Raw genomic sequence first — 20,072 nt, forward strand, 5'->3', positions numbered from 1 at the left:
CTTCTATATATCGTTTTTGTTTTTATGAAGGAATCTGGGATAAATTTCCTTCTTTTCTTAATCTTTCTTCCGGTTCCCATTGCGGTAAATAATCCTGTTTATATCCCGGGACACTATATTCATAAGGATCCCGGTAAACCGCTACGGGATGGAGAAAATTGCCATGTCCAGGAGGTGTAGGCGTTGCCCATTCAAGGGTAGTCGCTTGCCAAGGATTATCGTCGGTTACCTTTTTCCCAGCCCATAAGCTCCAGAAGAAATTGATGATAAAGGGGATCTGGGCAATGGCTAATGCCCAAGCAGAGACACTCATGACCTGGTTTAACCAAAGCACATTCTGCGCCATCTGCCAACCCGCTCCACCATCATACCATCTTCGATGAACACCGGCAAAACCTTGAACAAGCATGGGAAAGAATATGCCATTAAAGAAAATGACCGTTGGCCAAAAATGCAGTTTGCCTAAAAACTCATTCATGTACCGACCTGTAGCTTTAGGAAACCAGTAATAAATGCCTGCAAAAAGGGCAAGCAGAGAGGCAGGAGCCATCATGTAATGGAAATGGCCGATAACATAATAGGTATCATGGAGCACGACGTCTGAAGCCGTCCATCCCAGAGGCAATCCTGTCAGTCCTCCTATGCCGAACATCGGAAGCCATGCCAAGGCAAAAAGCATTGGGACATTAAATCGTATCGATGCTCCCCACAGGGAAAGCAGTAATACCGTTCCCAATAAAACGGAAGGAATAGAAATAATCGTCGTAAAAATTTGGAAGAAGGAAGTAACTGCTTGGCCCATCCCTGTCATATACATATGGTGGGCCCAGACGATCATCGATAGAAAACCAATAGCCAAAAGCGAATAAACAAAAACCTTATAACTCCAAAGAGGTTTGCGGGTGTTGTTAGCAAAAATCTCTCCAACAATACCCATGGTGGGTAGAATCTGGACATAGACTTCAGGATGCCCCAGGAACCAGAAAAGATGCTGCCAAAGAATGGAAGACCCTCCTCCACTTATATCCGCATGTTTGCCGTTTACAATCAACCCCTCAGGAGAAAAGAAACTCGTTCCAAAAAGCCGATCCATAAGCTGCATGATTGCAGCCGATTCAAGGGGAGGAAAAGCCAAAAGCAACAAAAAAGCCGTAACCAGTTCACTCCAGACAAAAACAGGCAATCTCATCCAGCTTAATCCCTTGGTTCTGAGCTGAATGATGGTAGTAATAATATTCACTGATCCCAGCAAACTTCCCGTAATATTGAAAGCCATGCCTATAAGCCATAGCGTCTGTCCATTAAAAAGGGGATGAAAACCAGGTCCCATATCTGCAAAATCAGCCAATGGTGTATAAGAAGTCCAACCTGACTTTGCCGCTCCCCCAGGAACAAAAAAGCTCACCATCATGATAACTACCCCAACAAAAAACAGCCAAAAACTAGCCATATTCAGTCGAGGGAAAGCCATGTCAGGTGCACCAATTTGCAGGGGAACAACAAAATTACCAAACCCAGCAAAAAGAGCTGGAACCAGGGCCATGAAAATCATCATCGTTCCATGCATTGCTCCAAAAGAATTATAAAGCTGTGGGGTCATAACCCCCCCCGGAGCCATTGATGAACCAAGAAGTTTTTCAAGAATAGGTCCAAAAACAGGAATAGGCTTTCCAGGGAAAGAAAGCTGCCAGCGCATCAATACCATCAAGAAAAAAGCAAAAAGAGCCACAAAAAGTGAAGTGACCATGTATTGATAGCCGATCATCTTATGATCGGTGGAAAAAACGTACTTTCTTATCCAAGGAATTTCTTCGTGTTTCTCATGAAGGCCATGTGCAGCATGTGAAGTCATCGACATTTCAGAGTCCATAGTTTTCTCCCGCTATGTTGTTATAACATGTAATTTATTTTTTCTCTTTTTCAAATCAATTTATAAATTTTACTCTTTTTATCTTATTAATAAAATTGATTAGGCAAAAAAGTTCAATGTCAATTTACATACTTTTATTCTCCAAGGTGGGAAAGCTCATCCACAGTCCATGAGCCTTCTTTTTTGCCGTACTTTTCTCTAAGCTCTTTGATCTCAGCTTCATCCACCTTACCGGCATGATTACCCCAAGAGTTTCGAATATAAGTCATGATCGCAGCCAGCTTTTGATCGGTTAAGGCCGTTTTCCACCCAGGCATCACACCATTGTAGCTTGATCCATTAATTTTCAACTCTCCAGAAAGTCCATTTAATAAAATGGCCCCCAACCTCGCCTTATTCCCTACGACATACTCAGAGTTTGCAAGGGGAGGATATTGTCCAGTCATGCCCAAGCCATTCTGCTGGTGACAGGCCGAACACATCGCCTGATATTGGTCCTTACCTAAGGCCATCGTATCCATTTTAGCTTCGACAACACTTTTTTTAACCTCTTCCTTGGATTTCGGCTTAGGAATATATCCCCAAAAGAGGCTTCGAGAGTCGAAGATGTTATTCTTCCATCCGCCTGTTTCGAATAGCAAAATATATAGAGCCAAGAGCACAACCAAAAAAGAGAAAAGCAAAAACCACCTGGGGATTTTATCTTTTGTCCTTTCTTCTAAATCCTTCTCCATATTGCCTTTTACTATGTTATTAGGAGTTTGTTGCCTTTCTTTCAGGGTTTTTTTGGTTGAGTCTCAACCGGATAGGATCTATCCAAAGAGATCAGATAGGCAACTAAAGCCATTGCTTCGGGTGAGGGCAAAATTTGTATATCAGGAGGTACGCCTCGGGTCAATTCCTGGGGTAATGCTATTGGATTCCTTTTACCTTCGGCTCTTACTTTCCGAAAAAGATATCGATAGGGAGGCATGATCGTTCCAGGAAATACTTTTGCTGGATCATAAAGAAGGAGATAAAACCAATGGGGATCTTTTCTTCTTGTCCCTATATTAGAGAGGTCAGAGCCCATTCTCACTATGCCCAGAAAAGGGTTGGGTTCATGATAATAATCTAAGGGTAAAGTTCGACGGTTACCCCATCCCCTTGCGATGTCTGAACCCATATTGGCAGGTCTAACCACTTGGGTATGGCAACCTGCACAGCCATTAGCTCCATAGACTCTTTGTCCAGTTTTGATAAGCCCAAAGTCAGCAGGTGGGCTTTCATCAGCTGTTGGGGGCATATCCAGGACCCTAGCTGGAATAATGACATAAAGCCACCATCCAAATATAAAGCAGCTTAAAATCCCTAATATCCAAAGAAATTGTTTAAACATCATCTTCAACTCAATCATTCATCGGTTATCTAGGCTCTGAGACAAATTATTGATTTCTCCTTTTCGCTCTTCAACTTCCATTGGTAAAATCGTCATCAGCAACAACAGAAAACAGTAGGTCAACTGGGAGAAAAGGATGAGTGTAGCAGACATCCCCGCTCCTCTAAGATAAGGCAATACCGATTCAATAACCTCCGTAATGGGTAATTGCACATCTTGGAGTTCAAAACTCTGAACAATCCCTCCCAGGCATAGGAATATAAAAAGAAAAGTCATCCCATATATATTTGCCCAAAAAGTGATTTTCAAAAGGATTTCCGAGACCCAAGGTTTTTTATAAAAACAACAAAAAAGATCATGAGCAGTTGCTAGTAATCCAAAAGAATAAAATCCATAGATAAAAAGCACAAGAAAAGCTATTTCTACAAAGCTAAAATGGGTAAAGCGACTCACCAAGGGAAATGAAAGAACTCCATCACCACAAAGCGCTATTAAAAAGCAATAGAGGGCGATCAGATAATATCTCGACACGATAGAAACCGGGCTAGCCTTAAAAGTTTCTTTAAACCGCTGCCACAAATCAATACCAATGGCTAGCGCTCCAAGGATTGCCAAAAATCTCGAAGCGATTCCTAGTCCTACAATCCAAAGAGGAAAAGGACCACCAACTAGATGTGATGCACTCGAAAAATTTGAAAAGAAAAAAAACGTTATAAGCCCTCCCCATGAAAGAATTGAGGGTTTTTGTAGACCCCGCATCCTTTCAATGTAGTCATAGAGCATCGCCAGTCCTATCGGAGCTAGCCAGAGGTGCAGAAAGCCTTCATTAAACCACCATTCCATGCTCGCAAAAGCAACCCCGCGAATTACTTCCCAATGGAAAAAGACAAACAAGCTCCCTATGGCCCAGGGAAACCAGAGCAAAGATAAAAGGAGGTAGCTGGTTGAAATTTTTTTTGAAAACAACCCTAAACTTAACAGCTCCCTGACCAAACCATAAACCATCAAGATGTAATTCAAAAGAAGCAGAAACAAAACAAAATCTGGCCAACCCGCCCATGATAGGGAAGGAATCTCCCCAATGAGGACAGCCATCATCCCAATAAAAAGGGATATGTTCCAGAAAATTGCAGAAGAAAGAAAATAGCCGCTTTCCTTGAAAACTCCGCTTCGATTGCTACCCACAAGATAAAGGGCAAAAGCCAACCCTCCGTTCATCCCCCAGCCATAGGAAAATACGAGAAATGAAGCCAACTCGATGCGTCCAAAAGTCAACCATCCCCACGACCCAAGAAGGTTAGGAATCATAATTTTCCCAGCTCCAAGCAGAGCAAAACCTAGAGAGACCAAAAGCCAGAAAAAAGCGGCCATGAGCAGGAAGATGACAGGTCTCATGAAAGAGCCATCCAGGGATATTTCTCCTTTACCGGCGGTCTGCAAGCCTGTTGGTTTTAAAGAATTGATTGTCTGTTTACTCATCGCACTGGCTTTCTATTTTGATTCAGAGGGCCGTTGTATGCCGGGCAAATAAACCCCAGAGGCTTTGGATGTTTTCGACTTGTATTCCTTAACAATATCTTCCATAGCTTCATCTATGGGGATGTGAACAATTTTCTTTTCCTTATCAATCCACCCATATGAAGAAAGTTTTTTCTTTTCTTCGATCTGCTCTCCCAAACGCATTTGCCTTATATTTTCTGCTACCTTCTCATCTTCTGCTTTTCTTTTATAAAGGATTGACCAAGCATAAAACCCGGAAAGCAAAAACCCGCATAAAAATATAAGGAGAATGGCTCCATCCCTAAAGAAAGAGAAAGGGGCTAAAACTGTTTTTTGATGCTCTTCGCTCAAGTTCATTTTTAATAATCAGTTAATTAATTATTAACTCCTATGCGTAGAGTGAGAAATTCAAATCATTGGGAATCTTATATAAAAAACCTCGTCTCAGGATAAAGATTTCATAAATTGGTCAAAATTTCCTACAAGGAGATGCTAACATGATAATTAAACTTTACCACAAACTTCTCAACCAAATCCATGCCTAACTTTTCTATTTAGCCAACTACTATTTAGCAAAAAAATAAAGCTCACTATCTATGGGAAAATTTTTCCAAAAGAGAACCTACGAAGATCCTGGTGGCTTTGTAGTTCTGAGGTTGAGAATCCACTCAACCATCCTTTCTGCCTCCTCCTTTTCTACCCTTTGAGGTGGCATACATTCCCATTTTGTCTTCCACTTTCCACAAGAACCTTCCAATACACTCTTTACAAGCACTTCTTTTTTTTCGTATCTCTGAGCTATATCGTAAAAGGAAGGTCCGACGAGAAATCTTTTCGTATCATGACAATCAGTGCATCCCCTAAGCCTGAAAAGCTCTTTTGCACTAATCTCCAATCTTGGCTTTTCCTCTACACTTGTTTTTTCGCATGATGGGACATACAAAAGAGCAAATAATAGTAAAAATGATAAAAATAGTAAATACATATTAGAAATTTTTCCTTTTAAAGATTTTAAGATTCAAAAAAGAAATGATGAATGTGTAAAAAAGAGATAAAATAAAGGGTAAAAACCAGAATTCTTTGATATAGGAACTTTTTATCCACCTTCCCAAAAAGCCCATGAGCTCGTAAAGCCCCACCTCCATAAGAAGAGTGAGTCTCAAAAAGTCTACCGGATTTATAAGGGTAAGGCTTATCAGCAGCATTTCCGCTGGATATTCAGAGAGAGCTATTACAAGATAAAGAAGGAGTGCATCGTAAAATATACAGAAGAAGAGCCACAGAAAAAGGGAAAAACCAAGTCCCTTTATACTATCTTCTATAAATAGGAAAGAGAAAATACCAAGGCTTACAAATAGGGGGACAAGAGAAAGATTGAGAAGCACGCACTTTAAAAAGCTTTGACTGAATCCTGCTAAGTAGTAGAAAGGAAGGAGGGAACCTAAAAGGTAACTAAAGCATAAGGAGAGGCTAATGCTTATACTAATTGAGAACAGAAGGATAGATCTTTTGACGGGTTGAGAAAGGAGAAATTCAAGGAAGTTTTTATTGCCGTAAAGAAATGTGGTAGTAAGAAGCAAAGAAAATAAGGACAAGGAGAGGGAAGAGAGATTACCATAGCTAACCACTGCCTTTTCTACACTTCTTCCAAACTCTAGTAAAATGTAAGTTACCAAAGCGTAGAAAATAAAGGTTGCAAAGGTCCATCGACTCTTTAAAAGATCATAAAATACATATTTTATGAGCTTAACAAGCAAATCACAGCCTCCTCAAGCCTTACCTTACCAGTTTTTTTCTTAAGATCCACAAGGCTCCCTTCAAAGATAACTTTGCCATCGGTTAGAAAAACCACCTCATCTGCTATCTCTTCCACTTCGTTCATTATGTGAGATATGTAAATCACTGTTTTATCCCTTTTTTTCTCTTCAAGGATAAAGCCCTTAAGTCTATATGCGGAGATGGGATCAATCCCCACCAATGGCTCATCCAATATAAGCAAAGGTGTATCAAATGCCAAAGCTACGAGAGCACCTACCTTTTGCCTTGTACCCCCTGAAAGGCTTGAAAACTTCTTTTCCAATTCTTTGCCAAGGTTTAAAAGGTCAAGAAGTTCCTTAAGTCTTATAGCCTTCTGATCCCTTATGTCCTCTATCATGGAGATTATTTCTCTCACTTTAAGGTTTTCAGGAAACTCAGGAATCTGTGGCATGTATCCTATTATTTTTTTATATCTAGCATCTCTATATATATCTCTGTTATTTATAACTACCTTTCCCTTATCAGGAATGACAAGGCCAAGGAGGATTTTAATCAGAGTGGTTTTCCCTGAACCGTTAGGTCCGAGGATGGCTATGGTTTTTTTTTCTTTAAGCTCAAAGTTGAGATCTTCAAAGAGCTTCCTTCTCCCAAAAGACTTATAAATTCTCTCAAACCTTATCACGGTCTCCTCATCAGGGGTTTTTTATCTAAAAGAGCTTGAGGATTAAGTAAAGGGATATACTTCTCCATAGAATCCATTATTCGGGCAAAGAAGCTCTCGTAAAGAAGTAGAGAGAGGGGATATCGCTCGAAGAGAACTGCCATAAAGGATACTGGTCTATAGGGCAAGTCTCCATAACCGTCCCTATCAAGATCATAACCTTCATACTTATCGTAGTAATTCCCCTCAAAGGTATTTGTAAAATAAGATAGAGTGTTGGTTGAAACATCAAATGCATTGCCTACTAAGGAGTTTTTAGTAAAAAAGTTATCCTCACTGTTAGCATATATCCTCACTGCCCAACCGTTGTTCTCAAAAAGATTTTCTTCAAATCTAGTCCTGTTGCATCCATCTAGGTAGACACCGTGAGTATTATTAACAAACCTATTTTTGTAAAGGAAGTTGTCGGATATATCTTTCATTAGGAGTCCGTAATTTGCCTCTCCTTCGTTCTTTTCGAAGGTGTTTTCCTCCATGTTTATATTTTTTGAATACATGACCGCTACACCTGCCCCGTTTTTGTAAAAGTAATTTCTCCTATAAGTATTATTGTTGGAAAACATAAAATGTAATCCGTATCTTAGGTTGTATTCGCTTCTATTGCCCTCTATGAGGCTGTCCTTTACGAACTCTAGATATATGCCATCCCTTTGCCCTTTAATATAGTTATCTTTTATTTTAAGTCTTTCGGAATTCCAGGCATGAATACCATTACCAGAGGAACCTTCAGATTTTGCAAAACCCACCACCGTATTGCTTTCAATCTGACAATTGCTTACCTTTTCAAGATGCAAGGCAAAGAAGTTATTGAAAAATTTGTTATTTTTTATAACGCAGTTTTTTGAGTTTATCACTTTAAGCCCCGCTATATCTTCGCTGTAAGACATACCCGAGTTCTTTATCACAAAACCCTCAATTTCTACATCATCTGCCTTTACTGTTATCACCTGCTCTCTTCCTTCTCCATCTATAATTGGCTGTCCCTTCCCTAAAAGCTTCACACTTTTGGTGATCACAATACCACCATTGTATGCTCCATAGTTTACCACAACTGTGTCTCCAACCCTTGCTTTTTCTATGGCACTCTTTATGTCCTTGAACTCACAGTTTGAGCATACAATTAGAACAGACATGACGAGACTTAGCATATCAGTTGGAAGACTTGTATTCTACTTTTATAAGATCCCTTAGGGCCTGCCAATCAAGTATTTTTCCCTCTTTACCCAGAAGAATCTTTATAGCATCCTCTTTGCTTTTGTAGGCTGACAGATTCATGCCCATGGGACTTCTTATCTGAGGACTTCTCACATAAGAAGCAAGCTCGGCCGGAATGAATTCATCAGTATTTAAAAAGTTTATCACATAAGCTCTTTTTATGTCTTCCTCATTATGGTTGTAATATCCTACCATGCATTCTACAGAATCAAACTTATAAACCTTACCCTTCTTCGTTATTACTTCAGTAGCAAATCTCTTATCAGCTATAACCATTTTACAATATTCACATATATCCTCACCAGGCCTTATGAGTTCTGGTTTTTCCGATGTGCAGGAAAAAAAGAGGAGGAGGAAACTCCAAAGCACTCGGATTAAAGGTTTCATGCAAGCTTCATCATCATCTTTGTGGGCTTTGAGTGTATAAGGCCTAAGATAATCGCAACAACGCCAAGCAATAGAGAAACTATAGCTATATAGCCACCAATATCAGGGAAGGAGCTTGCAGTCATGTTCAACAGATGTTTGGTCCCTATTAGTGGGGGTTGATAGGCAAGCCCTGGTACCTTTATAGGTGCGTTAGGATCAAGGTTGTGTCCATAGTCATACTCCCATCTGTAAAAGTCTGCAATGCCTATAAGGGCAATAGCTATAAATGTTCCGACCCAAGCGAAAAGAAGTACCCTTTTACCAAGAAGTGCCGAGATAAGCCCAAAAGCTATAAGAAAACCAATTATGAAGGGAAGTATTTTTAATTCAGGTACAGCATTAGGGTCTATGTGTTTCATCCCAATGTAGTGATTCAAAAGATTTATGTTGAAAAGGTCAAACTCTGTACCTCCGGTTATTGTATTTAGCCATATAAACATCCTAATTCCTTCAGGATACTGAGGGGCTAGAAGCTGGATTTTCCAAAAGGGGAAAAAGTAAGAAAGGATAAGCAATAGAGAGGCAAGGGTTATAATTGCCCTTGATATTATATTCATTTCTCATCGCCTCTTTACTTTTGTGTTATAGGGGTACCTGTGTAATATTTTAAGGGAACATTAGAGCCTTCAGGTGATACCCTTACATAACCCTGCATTTCTTGGTGTAGTGCAGAACAAAAGTCGGTGCAATAAAATGCATGAATGCCAGGAGCTTTAGGCCTCCACACAAGAGTCTTAGTCTCTCCCGGCATAACCAGTATTTGTGCATTATCTGAACCCCTGATAGCAAAGCCGTGAGGTATATCCCAGTCCTGTTCAAGGTTGGTCAGGTGAAAGTAAACTGTGTCTCCTACCATTATACCCTCAATGTTGTCGGGAAAAAAGTGGGATCGGATCATGGTCATACATACATGAACCTCGTTACCCTTTCTCTCAACCTTTGCATCTTTTTCCGCCTTCACTGCATAGGGATGCTCGTTCTCAGCAAGAGGATATATTTTTATAACGTTTTTCATCAGTAGATCTGCTGGTATAGCTTGAGCATAGTGGGGCTCTCCTATAGTTGGGAAATCTAGGAGAAGCTGCATCTTATCGCCTGTTATATCATAAAGTTGCGCTGACTGGAAAAGCTCAGGACCTGTGGGAAGGTATCTATCCTTTGTAATCTTGTTCATAGCAAGGAGATACTTACCCCAAGGTTTTGTCGAATCACCTCCGGGTATCATCAGGTGTCCTATCGAATAGTAAGTGGGTATCCTATCAACCACTTTACCACTTTTGTAGTCGTATTTGACCACTTCTGAAGAGACAAAGCAAGAGGTATAAGCAAAACCTTTTCCATCAAATTCCGTGTGAAGGGGGCCAAGTCCAGGCTTTTGAATTTCACAATGGAGTACAGCATCGTACTTCAGAACAGGTATACCATCCACCTCCTTCTCAAAAGCTTTCTGTTCTATAGCTTTTAGCATCTTAGAGAAGGAATGTATAGGTATAACAGTGGCAAGCTTCCCATTTCCAACAATGTATTCGCCATCGGGAGACACATCAACACCGTGAGGAGACTTGGGAGTAGGGAGGTAATACACAACACCGGGACATTCCTTGGGATTAATTACCTTCACTGATTTTTTAACTTCGGAGAAGGCCATGTGTTTTTTCTCATCCCAGTAGTTGTGATAGTAAACCGTGGGCATTTCCTGATACTTGCCTTGTGCAATATACTCTTCTGCCTTTTTCCAGTTGACAGCTGCTATATAATCCTTGTCATTCCTTGAGGCATTTATTTCAAGAAGGGTGTAAGCTTGCTCCGTGTTATAACAGGTAAAGAAAGCCCAACCATAAGATGGTCCTTTTCCACAATGCGCCAAGTCATAGTCAAATCCTGGCATAAGTATTTGGAAAGCCACATCCATCTTACCCGGCTCGTCAGCTTTTATAAAGGATAATGTTCCTTTAAAATTCTCAGCGTAGGAGCTTATGGGTACATCCTTCTGAGGGATAGGAATAGAAAAGCGTGTTGCAGCAGTAATATATTTTGAATCAGGCGTTATAAAGGGAGACGCATGGTTTCCTGCAGTGTTAGGAATCTCTAGGATTTCCTTTGTCACAAAGGAGAAGAGATCAATCCTAGCTATCCTCGGCGTGTTGTTGGCGTTTATAAAAAGCCATCTGCCATTAGGAACTCCGTCAGTCTGAGAAAGCTCAGTATGATGACTGTCATCCCACGGAATAAAGCCGTGTGAGGTCATAAGCATAGGTTTTGTCTCAGGTGTGTAGCCATATCCCGACTCTGGATCCTGAGCGAAAACCTTTATTACATTTATGAGCCTTCCAGAAGGAAGTCCATAAACGGAAACTTGCCCACTGAAGCCACCTGACAAAAAGGCGTAAAACTCATCGTATTTACCCGGAGGAACGTAGACCTTAGAGGCTACATCGGTAGTCCCCACCTCCGTCCTCATAGTTTCCTTCTTTTGCTGGCATCCCACCAATAAAACACCCACCAGGAGGCCCAAAAGCCCTCCAATCAACAGCTTCTTTTTCTTTCCTAACATGATGCCACCTCCTTTAAATTAAAATCCCAATTACTTTTCATCAACGCTCCTTAGATATTCAAGTATTGCTCTTGCATCACCCTGAGAGACATTCTGAAAGGCCATCTGAGTAAGATACTCGGAAAGTAGTTGGCTTGCTATAGGATCCTTTTGTTCCATCTCGGCGGGATTTAGTATCATGTTCATGATCCATTCGGGCTTCCTTCTCTTTGTAACACCTTTGAGAGGAGGTCCCACATACCTCTCCTCAAGCTTGTGACATGAAGCACATTTAGTATCAAAAATTTCTTTGCCTTTTTTGACAAGGCTTTGGTCTATGGAGCCTAGCTTAACCTCTTTGATAGGACCAATACCCTTATCACTTACTGCCTTCTCATTTGGCGGATCAGGCAAGGGAGAAGCGGGTGAAGGAATATCCGCAGACTTTGCTCGATACGAAAAGATCAAAAGACCTGAAAGAGAAAAGAGCAGAACCGTTTTCACCACATATTTCCTTGTAATATCATTTAACAAAATATTTAGTCGTAAAGATTTATTGTCAATTATAGGTATTCCCTGTTTTTAATATAGGACTTTATTGTTTTTAATAGACGATTAATTAATTAAATTAATTATATACTTCTATTGATTCTTGAAGCCTAGGATCATGGATCGGATACAGGTAGGCTTCGGTAGCTTTTTTGAGATAACCTGCTAAAAAAACAAGGCCCATGCCGATCAAAATAATCATTTCTATCCAGCCCACGGCAAAATTTCGACTCAATTCCATCGGCATAACAATCCAATACAACTCCACAGCTTGCATAAAGAGCACCCACAAGGCAACAAATCCCAAAAAATTTTTGTTTTTTTTAGTCGATTGGGGAAGCAAAAACAGAAATGGCAGAGCAAATCTCCCTCCAACCAACAAAAGAGAAACATAATACCAACCGTCATAATTTCTTCTTATGAAAAAATAAGTTTCCTCGGGGATATTCCCATACCAGATTAACATATATTGGCTAAAAGCCAGGTAAGCCCATAAGGCAGTAAAAGCAAAAAGCAATTTGCCCAGTAAATGGTAATGTTCTTCGTTCAGCTGTTGGAGATAACCCCGTTGACGCAGCATAATTAGGATTAGGATCCAGAAACTTAAGCTTGCTCCCGCTGACCCAGCAAAAAGGTAAAAAGCCCATACGGTTGAACTCCACCGATAATCCAAAGACATCACCCAATCGATAGCAAAAAAGGTAAAAAGAAAACCAAAGATGACAGCAATCGGATAAGCGAGTCGTTTTAATCTTAAGGAATGATAAGGATTAGCATCCTCGTCCTGGACGCAGGACAACTTGCGAAAAAACCAACTTACAAAACCAAAAAAACAAAAATAAATAAAAGCCCTCAGACAAAAAAAAGGAACATTGAGATAAAGGGATTTTTCCAGATAATCTTTAAGTTTTTGAATTTCAGGCCTTGTCCATTCATACAGAAGATGGGAGGAAAAAATATCGAAAAAGATGGGCAAAGAAAAAAGGCTGACTAAAGGGAAAAGGGAAGCTACATTTTCTACTTGTCTACGGAGCAAGGTATCCCAACCCGCATTGGTTACATAATGAAGAAGGACCCAAAAGAAAGAACCTGCACACAAGCCGAAATAAAATAAAAAAGAAAAGAGCCATGCATGGTAAAACTCAGATCTGTTGACACCGAACCCCATAAAAGAAATCAAAAGAAGAACAATTCCCGAAATTCCCATAGTCCAAATCGGGCTTTTAAGCTTTTCTTGAGGAAGAAGAAGCCGATCGTGAGGATGAAGACTAGAGTCGTTCACGGATTAGCCTCCTTAAATAGTCTTTTTTTCTCATCTGGTAATGCATCAAACAGAACATTCTGGCTCCTTTGTAAAGCTCGGATATAAGCAACGATTGCCCATCTTTCTTCAAGGGATAAACTCGAACCATATCCCAACATCATCCCTTGACCATAAGAAATGATATAAAAGAGTTGGCCATCAGGGATCTGTCGAATATAATCTTGATGATAGTTGGGGACACCTAAAAGATTGAAATGGGTAGCGATCCCATTGCCATATCCCGCTAAGCCGTGGCAAGCTGAACAATAAATCTCAAACTTTTCCTTTCCCTTTTTAAGTGTGTTAACACTCACCTCTATTGGGATACCCTCCCCCCATTGATCCCCAATAATACCTGTGGAAAAATAAGGATTTTCTACAGGCTCTTCCCAACAAACTGTTCCCGCAACGGGCATCCTTGAAGCTCGACCATCGGGGAAAAATATACTAGAAGCCTGTTCCTTGACTTTCAATTGCCTGACCATATCGGGAAAAATTTCTAGGGGAGGTTTGCGACTTTTTGATCCCCTTAAACCCGCTGTAGCCACAACAGTAATAACCAAAAGAAAGCAAATAAAAAAGAAATATCGCATCGTGTTTTAATCCTTTATCTGCGAATAAACACAACCTCTTCAGCTCCAAATTCTTCTAACAGCAACTTCGTTTCCTCTTCCGAAAAAAGAGGATCTGCGTTTTCCACAACCAGGAAAAAACGATCATCCAATCCTTTACGTGCCAGCTTTTCCCAGTTCCAAACAGGCTTGTAAACTGAAGGCATGCGGGACAATAGAAAAACACCAATGACTGTACTAAAAGAGGCAAAAAGAATAGTCATCTCTATGAGAACAGGAACAAACGCTTGAAAACCTAAATACGGTTTGCCCTGGACAACGAGGGGATAAAAAAGTCCCTGGAGATGGCTACTCAATACCTCTTTAAAAAATGCTGGTCGAGGAGCCGATATAGCAGTCACCATGACCAAGGCGATTCCCAATCCAATCAAGCCTCCAACGAGGCTAAAGAAAGAAACCTTTGATTTAGCCAGATTCCTAGTTTTATCCATACCATGGATAGGAAAAGGAGAGTAGACTTCCCATTGCGTATAACCCCTTTTTTTCAGTTCTGTTGCTGCAGTCTTCAATTTTTGAACAGAATTAAATTCCGCCCCAACTCCATAAATCTCCTCATCAATACGTTCAACCTTCATAAGTCTTTCCTTCGTTGGAAGAATTATTCCGCCGCTCCCTTTCATAGACCAACGTCTTTACTTCAGAAATGGCTATTACGGGGAAAAACCGCGTAAAAAGAAGAAACAACATAAAGAAAAATCCAACCGTGCCCACGAAAAGTCCAATATCCACCCACGTCGGGTAATACATTCTCCAAGAACCGGGGAGAAAATCCCTCGAAAGAGCCGTAACAACAATAACAAACCGCTCAGCCCACATTCCCACGTTGATCATAATCGAAAGGATAAAGACTATCCAGGGATTCAAGCGTATCCTCTTAAACCAAAAAAGTTGTGGCAATAAAACATTAAAACCAAACATTAAAAAATAGGCGATACGGTAAGGGCCAAAAATTCGGTTCCAAAAGACATATCTTTCGTAGTTATTTGCGCTATACCAAGATGTGAAAAGCTCAATAAGGTAGGAATATCCAACCATTGTGCCTGTAGCCAGCATAATCCTGGCCATATTGTCTATGTGCTTGGGAGTGATAAGATCTTTTAGCTGTGGATACAACGCTCTAAGAGGAATTAATAAAGTTGCAATCATAGCAAAACCACTAAAGATTGCTCCCGTGATAAAATCGGGTGGGAAAATCGTTTCATGCCAGCCAGGCAGGATTGTTGTTGCAAAATCCGTAGAAACTACTGATGCCACGGAAACGACAAGGACAGTTGCAATGCCCCCTAGACATAAATAGCCCAACTCATAGTTATGCCATTCGGCAGCCGAACCACTCCATCCCCAGCATAGCACATGATATAGCCTCTTTTTCCAACGCTTTTGAGCCCTATCTCTTAATACGGCGATATCTGGAATAAGTCCAAAATACCAGAACAAGCAAGAAACCGTAAAATAAGTCCCTACAGCGAATTCATCCCAGAGTAATGCTGCCCTGAAGTTTTGCCATATCGCATAGGATTCCGGTACAGGAACAAGATACCAGAACATCCACTGCCGGCCTATGTGAAAGAGGGGAAAGACAGCAGCACAAAGGACAGAAAATATGGTCATCGCCTCTGCTGCCCTATTGACCGAATTTCTCCATTTCTGTCGGGTTAGCAGCAAGATTGCCGAGATCAGAGTTCCCGCATGGCCTATCTCAATCCAAAAAACGAAATTAAGGATCGCCAACCCCCAAAACACTGGGCTATTGAGACCCCATACACCAAGACCTGTACTAATAAAATAAACAATCGTGATGGGTAAAAACAAAGAAAGGATAAAAGCGATGATAAAGGCTATCCACCACGGCAGTTTGGCGGGCTTCTCTACGATTGAACAGACAGCATCAGTTATCCATCCGTAGTTTCTATCGTTTAAAACCAAAAGAGGCCTTTCAAGCTCCTGGATTATGAGTTCTTTCTGTTTTTGAGACAACTGACTGGGTAAAGTCGATTTGCTTATCATAGCTTTTCTTTTTCGTAAACTTCAGGCTTAATCGAAGGATTGGGATTATTGATCCTTGCTAAGTAAGTAATCCTTGGCCGGGTGTTCAACTCCTCCAAAACGCGATAGGCTCTCTCACTTTTTTTCCATTGAGAAACCGCACTCTGGGGATCAGCCAGATTACCAAATACAATGGCCTCGGCAGGACAAGCGGCTTGACAGGCAGTTTTTACTTTATCAGTAGGGATCGTTTGAGGTGGGGATCCTTTGGCTTTCGCCAGGACCGCTATCTTCGCCTCTTCGATGCGTTGCACACAAAAAGTGCACTTCTCCATGACCCCCCTCATTCTCACTGTTACGTTGGGATTTCTTTGAAGTTGTATTGTCAGGGGAGAACCGAGGTCTCCAAAAGGACCAAGATACAAATTGCCGATTTGGAAAGGACCAATTCTTTTTTTCTTGAGCACGTCTCGCTTGTTATAATCAAAGAAATTGAACCTTCTGACCTTGTAAGGGCAGTTTGCTGCACAGGCCCTGGTTCCAATACAACGATTATAAACCATGACATTAAGACCATCCTTACTGTGAACCGTTGCATATACAGGACAAACCGCTTCACATGGTGCATTCTCACACTGCTGGCAGAGCATGGGTTCGAAATAGACTTGAGGACTTTCCTCGGGCCCCTGGAAATAATTGTCGATCCGAATCCATTGCATAATCCGGCCCCGCATAACCTGCCCTTTACCGACAATCGGTATGTTGTTTTCGCTTTGACAGGCTACAACACAGCTGTTACAGCCCACGCAACTCCCCAAATCTATGACCATGCCCCATTGATATGGCCCTCCCCATACTCCACCGGTATAAGCAGGTCCTTTTTCTTTTTTACCCGAATAAGGATTTTGATAGATAGAAACCTCGGGCACTGCTTCGGTTTCCTTCTCCGCAACAAAATCTGGATGCCTCCGAAAATATTCAACTGAAGCTGCCTTGACTATATCCCTCCCATGTAACTGCTGATGCTCCTGTGACTTGGCCAAGAGATAAAAGCGACTTGTTTTTTGAATCGTTATATCGCTGATCCACCAAAAATTGCGGTTCTGTGTCAATGGATAAGCGTTAAAACCAGCCTCTCCAGCAACTCTCAGTGCTTTTTTGCGACCATATCCAAGCGCAATGGAAAAGGAATAATCAGCATGCCCGCCGATTACATATACAGCTGCCTCAATCCACTTTCCTCCATAACCTATACGAACTATTTCTGCTTTTTTTGAATCGGCATTGCGGCCATTTATTCCATACTGTTTAGCTGTGTTAGGACTCATCAAAAGAGCGTTATCCCAGCAAAGCTTCGTGATCGCATCGGGAAGTTCCTGCAACCAACCGTTATTAGCTAAACTGCCCTCGTCCACTTTAGGACAAGGATAGAAAACAAGTTCCAAAGCAGCTGTATTCACTACCCCATTCTTAGGACTCTTACCAAGGTTTTCCAGCATGGACCATTTTGGAGAAGCTAACACCGCAAGGGGAGCTGATTCTTGATAAAACCCATCATGCAAGAGTTTTCTCCATCTGAAATCCCTTTCGGATACCGCAGTGGGAAAGAGTTTAAAGAAAGTCTCCTGAACAAGCTGCAATCCAATGGGTATCGGAATAAAAGGAGGAGCACCGGCAACCGGAGGCTGAGCAATCATAGAGGGTGGAGTGGGTTCCGGCTCTTCAAGAGCCTCCCAATTCCCATTCATAAAAGCCAAAAGTTCCAATAAACCAACAGAACCAAAAAGAGGCTCTATCAAGGGCTGCTGGCTAACGTATATCCCCGTAGAAGTTCTTGAGTCTCCCCATGACTCTAAATAGTGACTCAAGGGTATATGCCAATCTGCTGCAGAAGCGGTTTCGTCATACAATATTCCAAAATGGATAACCGAAGAAAGGCTTTTCTGAAGCTTTTCCCACTCCATATCTGCTGGAGCATTATACACAGGATTGGCTCCAATAATCAGGAGCTCCTTTATCTGCTCTTTTTTAATCCTCTCGCAAAGCTCTTCGAAGCTCGTTCCTTCGGATTCAATCCCAGGAATAAAATGCATCGCTTTTTTTTGACCAAACGCTTCGTTGAGAGCAAAGACAATAATTTGTTGCTCGACGGGAGCCATTCTATTGATGATTACAAGGGGGGCTTGGGCTGCATTCAAATCCCGAGCAAGCTCTTTTATCCATCGTAGTTGCTCCTCACTCCATCCAGTAGGTAAACTAAAAGAGGAAAGAAGAGGTTTAAGGCTATCGTAGCCCCCTTGCTGGACTAAAAAGTAACATAAAGAAAGCAAAAAGGAACCCACATCAGAAGCTTTTAAAGCAAGTCGATGATCAGCCATCGACCCCGTAACCGTCATCCGGTTCTCAACGACATAGAGGCGGTTCATCAACCCATTCTTGTCCTTGAGTTTCCTAGACTGGGTAAAACCACGAATAGCTTCCACCCCTTCCTCAGCCGAACAGAAGTCACAACCCAAAGAAAGGATCAAGTCAGCCCTTTGCCAATGAAAAACAGGAAATAAAGAACTGCCATAAAAAAGCTTTATCGCCTGATTTCTGTTGGCATTGCCTACTGGATCATAAAATGCAAATGTTGATTGGGGACATTTTTCAAGAAAGTTGGCTTTGAGCCGATCGAAAGTAGGTGAAATAATCGGCGAAGAAAGTATAGCCAGACCCGCACCCTTCCGATCAATGTACTGCTGAATGCTTTGTTTGAAATAAGAAATAAATTCTTTTTTGGAGACCGTTTCAGTTCTACGCATAATGCGTCCATCTCGGTCAGGGTCATAGAGATCAAGAATCGAAGCTTGGGTTTGGGTACTCACACCATATTCTGAAAAATGGGGATTGGGATGTATATGCGTAGGCCTGCCCTCATGCGATTCAACCAGCAGGGGCTCAGCACCGCTACGGGTTTGTCTGCAAGTAGCGTAAAATGTAGCCTTCCCTGGAATAATCCACTCTGGACTATTCGTATAAGGAACAAGAAAGGCTTCGGGTCTACGGCATCCCCCCGCTGCAACTGTTCCTGTAGCCATTACAGCTGCAGATAGAGTCTTCAAGAAACTTCTCCGATTCATCTTCGGCTTTTCTTGCATTTCATCCATGATTAGCTCCCCTAAGGTGCATGACTCAATAAGGTCATTATTTTAAATTACATGTCATTACCTATGACAGGCATCGCAGTTTTCTGGAGGATGGATTCCCATTTCCTCTACCAGTTTTTTACCCATTGTAATCTGCTCTTTTCCTTCATGTTCAGGTTTCCAATCCATATCGAACACTTTATCCTGGGGACGAATAAAATATTCTGGATTTCTATGACAATCCAGGCACCAACTCATACTCAATGGCTTGTCATGATAGACTTCCTTCATACGGTTAACCTGACCGTGGCAACTTACACAGCTTATTCCCCGATTAACATGAGCGGAATGATCAAAATAAACATAATCGGGAAGTTGGTGAATCCGCACCCATTGGATAGGCTTTCCTGTCTCCCAACTCTCTCGTAATGGAGCAAGTTTAGGACTATCCATCTTGACCTGCCTATGACAGTTCATACATGTCTGAGTTGTAGGCAAGTTTGAAAAACCGCTCTTTTCAACATAACTGTGGCAAAACCGGCAATCTAGGCCGAGTTGGGCCGTATGCAAGGAATGATCGAAAGGAATAGGTTGAGTAGGCATGTATCCAACCCGTGAATATTTAGGGGTAAAATAATAACTGATCCCTATAACTAAAAGTAAACCTAAAACGGCTATCCCCAATACTATCTTAGGCGGTAAATCATTGGACGAACGGCTGAAAAGATTACCCATTGATAAAATAAATCGATCAAATTCTATAAGCTTTTATAATACTTTAGTTTTATAGGGTTTTTTTTAAAGAAAAAGAAAAAAAGAATTTTAGTTTCGTTTTTAATTGCTTATCAGTCTCTGATAGCAATAACTAAAGAAATGGCAGGGGAGAGGATCGAACTCTCGACCTAGGGCTTATGAAACCCCCGCTCTACCACTGAGCTACCCTGCCATCAAAATTATTAATTCTTTTAAATTTCTTTTGCGGATATTTTTTACGTCATGATGAAGAAAAATCTATTCTTTTTCAACTTCTATTTAAAAATGCTATTCTCAACCCAACAATGGAATAAAAT

Annotated in this window: 18 protein-coding genes and 1 tRNA gene; all 19 read right to left on the reverse strand. The window is 41.2% G+C overall.

Translation table 11 applies throughout. From position 1 onward, the window contains the following. Positions 1-22: 22 nt before the first annotated feature. Positions 23-1,870, reverse strand: a complete 1,848-nt coding sequence (locus IT6_RS04535; protein ID WP_206828166.1) for a cytochrome c oxidase subunit I — start codon at positions 1,868-1,870, stop codon at positions 23-25. Positions 1,871-2,004: 134 nt separating this feature from the next. After that, positions 2,005-2,604: a c-type cytochrome gene (locus tag IT6_RS04540; protein ID WP_206828168.1), complete on the reverse strand. Its 600-nt coding sequence runs from the start codon at positions 2,602-2,604 to the stop codon at positions 2,005-2,007. A gap of 41 nt (positions 2,605-2,645) precedes the next feature. After that, positions 2,646-3,251, reverse strand: a complete 606-nt coding sequence (locus tag IT6_RS04545) for a cbb3-type cytochrome c oxidase subunit II (RefSeq protein WP_242524343.1) — start codon at positions 3,249-3,251, stop codon at positions 2,646-2,648. A gap of 15 nt (positions 3,252-3,266) precedes the next feature. After that, positions 3,267-4,727, reverse strand: coding sequence for a heme-copper oxidase family protein (locus IT6_RS04550; protein WP_242524344.1), 1,461 nt, complete (start codon positions 4,725-4,727; stop codon positions 3,267-3,269). A gap of 12 nt (positions 4,728-4,739) precedes the next feature. Then, positions 4,740-5,105: a hypothetical protein gene (locus IT6_RS04555; protein ID WP_206828170.1), complete on the reverse strand. Its 366-nt coding sequence runs from the start codon at positions 5,103-5,105 to the stop codon at positions 4,740-4,742. A gap of 265 nt (positions 5,106-5,370) precedes the next feature. Further along, a complete protein-coding gene (locus IT6_RS04560) occupies positions 5,371-5,643 on the reverse strand; it encodes a c-type cytochrome (protein WP_206828172.1) in 273 nt (90 codons plus the stop codon). Between the two features lie 843 nt (positions 5,644-6,486). Then, on the reverse strand, positions 6,487-7,188 hold the full coding sequence (locus IT6_RS04565) for an ABC transporter ATP-binding protein (RefSeq protein ID WP_206828174.1): 702 nt from the start codon (positions 7,186-7,188) through the stop codon (positions 6,487-6,489). Then, the gene (locus IT6_RS04570; protein WP_206828176.1) at positions 7,185-8,360 is read right to left on the reverse strand and encodes a nitrous oxide reductase family maturation protein NosD; all 1,176 of its coding nucleotides are present in this window, start codon (positions 8,358-8,360) and stop codon (positions 7,185-7,187) included. The genes IT6_RS04565 and IT6_RS04570 overlap by 4 nt, the downstream gene beginning before the upstream one ends. A gap of 16 nt (positions 8,361-8,376) precedes the next feature. After that, on the reverse strand, positions 8,377-8,829 hold the full coding sequence (locus IT6_RS04575; RefSeq protein WP_206828177.1) for a nitrous oxide reductase accessory protein NosL: 453 nt from the start codon (positions 8,827-8,829) through the stop codon (positions 8,377-8,379). After that, positions 8,826-9,428: a hypothetical protein gene (locus IT6_RS04580; protein WP_206828179.1), complete on the reverse strand. Its 603-nt coding sequence runs from the start codon at positions 9,426-9,428 to the stop codon at positions 8,826-8,828. The genes IT6_RS04575 and IT6_RS04580 overlap by 4 nt, the downstream gene beginning before the upstream one ends. Before the next feature lie 14 nt (positions 9,429-9,442). Continuing rightward, on the reverse strand, positions 9,443-11,425 hold the full coding sequence (gene nosZ / locus IT6_RS04585; protein ID WP_206828181.1) for a Sec-dependent nitrous-oxide reductase: 1,983 nt from the start codon (positions 11,423-11,425) through the stop codon (positions 9,443-9,445). Between the two features lie 30 nt (positions 11,426-11,455). Continuing rightward, entirely contained in the window at positions 11,456-11,911 is a 456-nt protein-coding gene (locus IT6_RS04590; protein WP_390881577.1) for a c-type cytochrome, read from the reverse strand. A 121-nt stretch (positions 11,912-12,032) separates the two neighbouring features. Then, the gene (locus tag IT6_RS04595) at positions 12,033-13,235 is read right to left on the reverse strand and encodes a hypothetical protein (protein WP_206828185.1); all 1,203 of its coding nucleotides are present in this window, start codon (positions 13,233-13,235) and stop codon (positions 12,033-12,035) included. Then, positions 13,232-13,849, reverse strand: a complete 618-nt coding sequence (locus IT6_RS04600; RefSeq protein ID WP_134439364.1) for a c-type cytochrome — start codon at positions 13,847-13,849, stop codon at positions 13,232-13,234. Before IT6_RS04600 ends, IT6_RS04595 begins: the two co-directional genes overlap by 4 nt. A gap of 14 nt (positions 13,850-13,863) precedes the next feature. Then, positions 13,864-14,463 (reverse strand): DUF3341 domain-containing protein, encoded by a 600-nt coding sequence (locus IT6_RS04605; RefSeq protein ID WP_134439365.1) that lies wholly within the window; start codon positions 14,461-14,463, stop codon positions 13,864-13,866. Then, positions 14,453-15,895, reverse strand: a complete 1,443-nt coding sequence (gene nrfD / locus IT6_RS04610; protein WP_134439366.1) for an NrfD/PsrC family molybdoenzyme membrane anchor subunit — start codon at positions 15,893-15,895, stop codon at positions 14,453-14,455. The genes IT6_RS04605 and nrfD overlap by 11 nt, the downstream gene beginning before the upstream one ends. Next, positions 15,892-19,023: a 4Fe-4S dicluster domain-containing protein gene (locus IT6_RS04615; protein WP_206828187.1), complete on the reverse strand. Its 3,132-nt coding sequence runs from the start codon at positions 19,021-19,023 to the stop codon at positions 15,892-15,894. Before IT6_RS04615 ends, nrfD begins: the two co-directional genes overlap by 4 nt. 57 nt (positions 19,024-19,080) lie before the next feature. Next, positions 19,081-19,737 carry a cytochrome c3 family protein gene (locus IT6_RS04620; RefSeq protein WP_134439368.1) on the reverse strand — a complete coding sequence of 219 codons (657 nt, stop codon included), beginning with the start codon at positions 19,735-19,737 and terminating at the stop codon, positions 19,081-19,083. 139 nt (positions 19,738-19,876) lie between these two features. After that, positions 19,877-19,948, reverse strand: a tRNA-Met gene (locus IT6_RS04625). Between the last annotated feature and the right edge of the window lie 124 nt (positions 19,949-20,072).

The sequence above is a fragment of the Methylacidiphilum caldifontis genome (genome assembly GCF_017310505.1).
In the GTDB taxonomy this organism is placed as follows: domain Bacteria; phylum Verrucomicrobiota; class Verrucomicrobiia; order Methylacidiphilales; family Methylacidiphilaceae; genus Methylacidiphilum; species Methylacidiphilum caldifontis.

Excerpts from the sequence above, each read along its gene's own strand:
- IT6_RS04575 (WP_206828177.1), bottom strand. The coding sequence starts at position 8,829 with ATGAAACCTTTAATCCGAGTGCTTTGGAGTTTCCTCCTCCTCTTTTTT.
- IT6_RS04615 (WP_206828187.1), bottom strand. The coding sequence starts at position 19,023 with ATGGATGAAATGCAAGAAAAGCCGAAGATGAATCGGAGAAGTTTCTTG.
- IT6_RS04555 (WP_206828170.1), bottom strand. The coding sequence starts at position 5,105 with ATGAACTTGAGCGAAGAGCATCAAAAAACAGTTTTAGCCCCTTTCTCT.
- nrfD (WP_134439366.1), bottom strand. The coding sequence starts at position 15,895 with ATGATAAGCAAATCGACTTTACCCAGTCAGTTGTCTCAAAAACAGAAA.
- IT6_RS04600 (WP_134439364.1), bottom strand. The coding sequence starts at position 13,849 with ATGCGATATTTCTTTTTTATTTGCTTTCTTTTGGTTATTACTGTTGTG.
- IT6_RS04545 (WP_242524343.1), bottom strand. The coding sequence starts at position 3,251 with ATGATGTTTAAACAATTTCTTTGGATATTAGGGATTTTAAGCTGCTTT.
- IT6_RS04540 (WP_206828168.1), bottom strand. The coding sequence starts at position 2,604 with ATGGAGAAGGATTTAGAAGAAAGGACAAAAGATAAAATCCCCAGGTGG.
- IT6_RS04570 (WP_206828176.1), bottom strand. The coding sequence starts at position 8,360 with ATGTCTGTTCTAATTGTATGCTCAAACTGTGAGTTCAAGGACATAAAG.
- IT6_RS04535 (WP_206828166.1), bottom strand. The coding sequence starts at position 1,870 with ATGGACTCTGAAATGTCGATGACTTCACATGCTGCACATGGCCTTCAT.
- IT6_RS04550 (WP_242524344.1), bottom strand. The coding sequence starts at position 4,727 with ATGAGTAAACAGACAATCAATTCTTTAAAACCAACAGGCTTGCAGACC.
- IT6_RS04580 (WP_206828179.1), bottom strand. The coding sequence starts at position 9,428 with ATGAATATAATATCAAGGGCAATTATAACCCTTGCCTCTCTATTGCTT.
- IT6_RS04605 (WP_134439365.1), bottom strand. The coding sequence starts at position 14,463 with ATGAAGGTTGAACGTATTGATGAGGAGATTTATGGAGTTGGGGCGGAA.
- nosZ (WP_206828181.1), bottom strand. The coding sequence starts at position 11,425 with ATGTTAGGAAAGAAAAAGAAGCTGTTGATTGGAGGGCTTTTGGGCCTC.
- IT6_RS04620 (WP_134439368.1), bottom strand. The coding sequence starts at position 19,737 with ATGGGTAATCTTTTCAGCCGTTCGTCCAATGATTTACCGCCTAAGATA.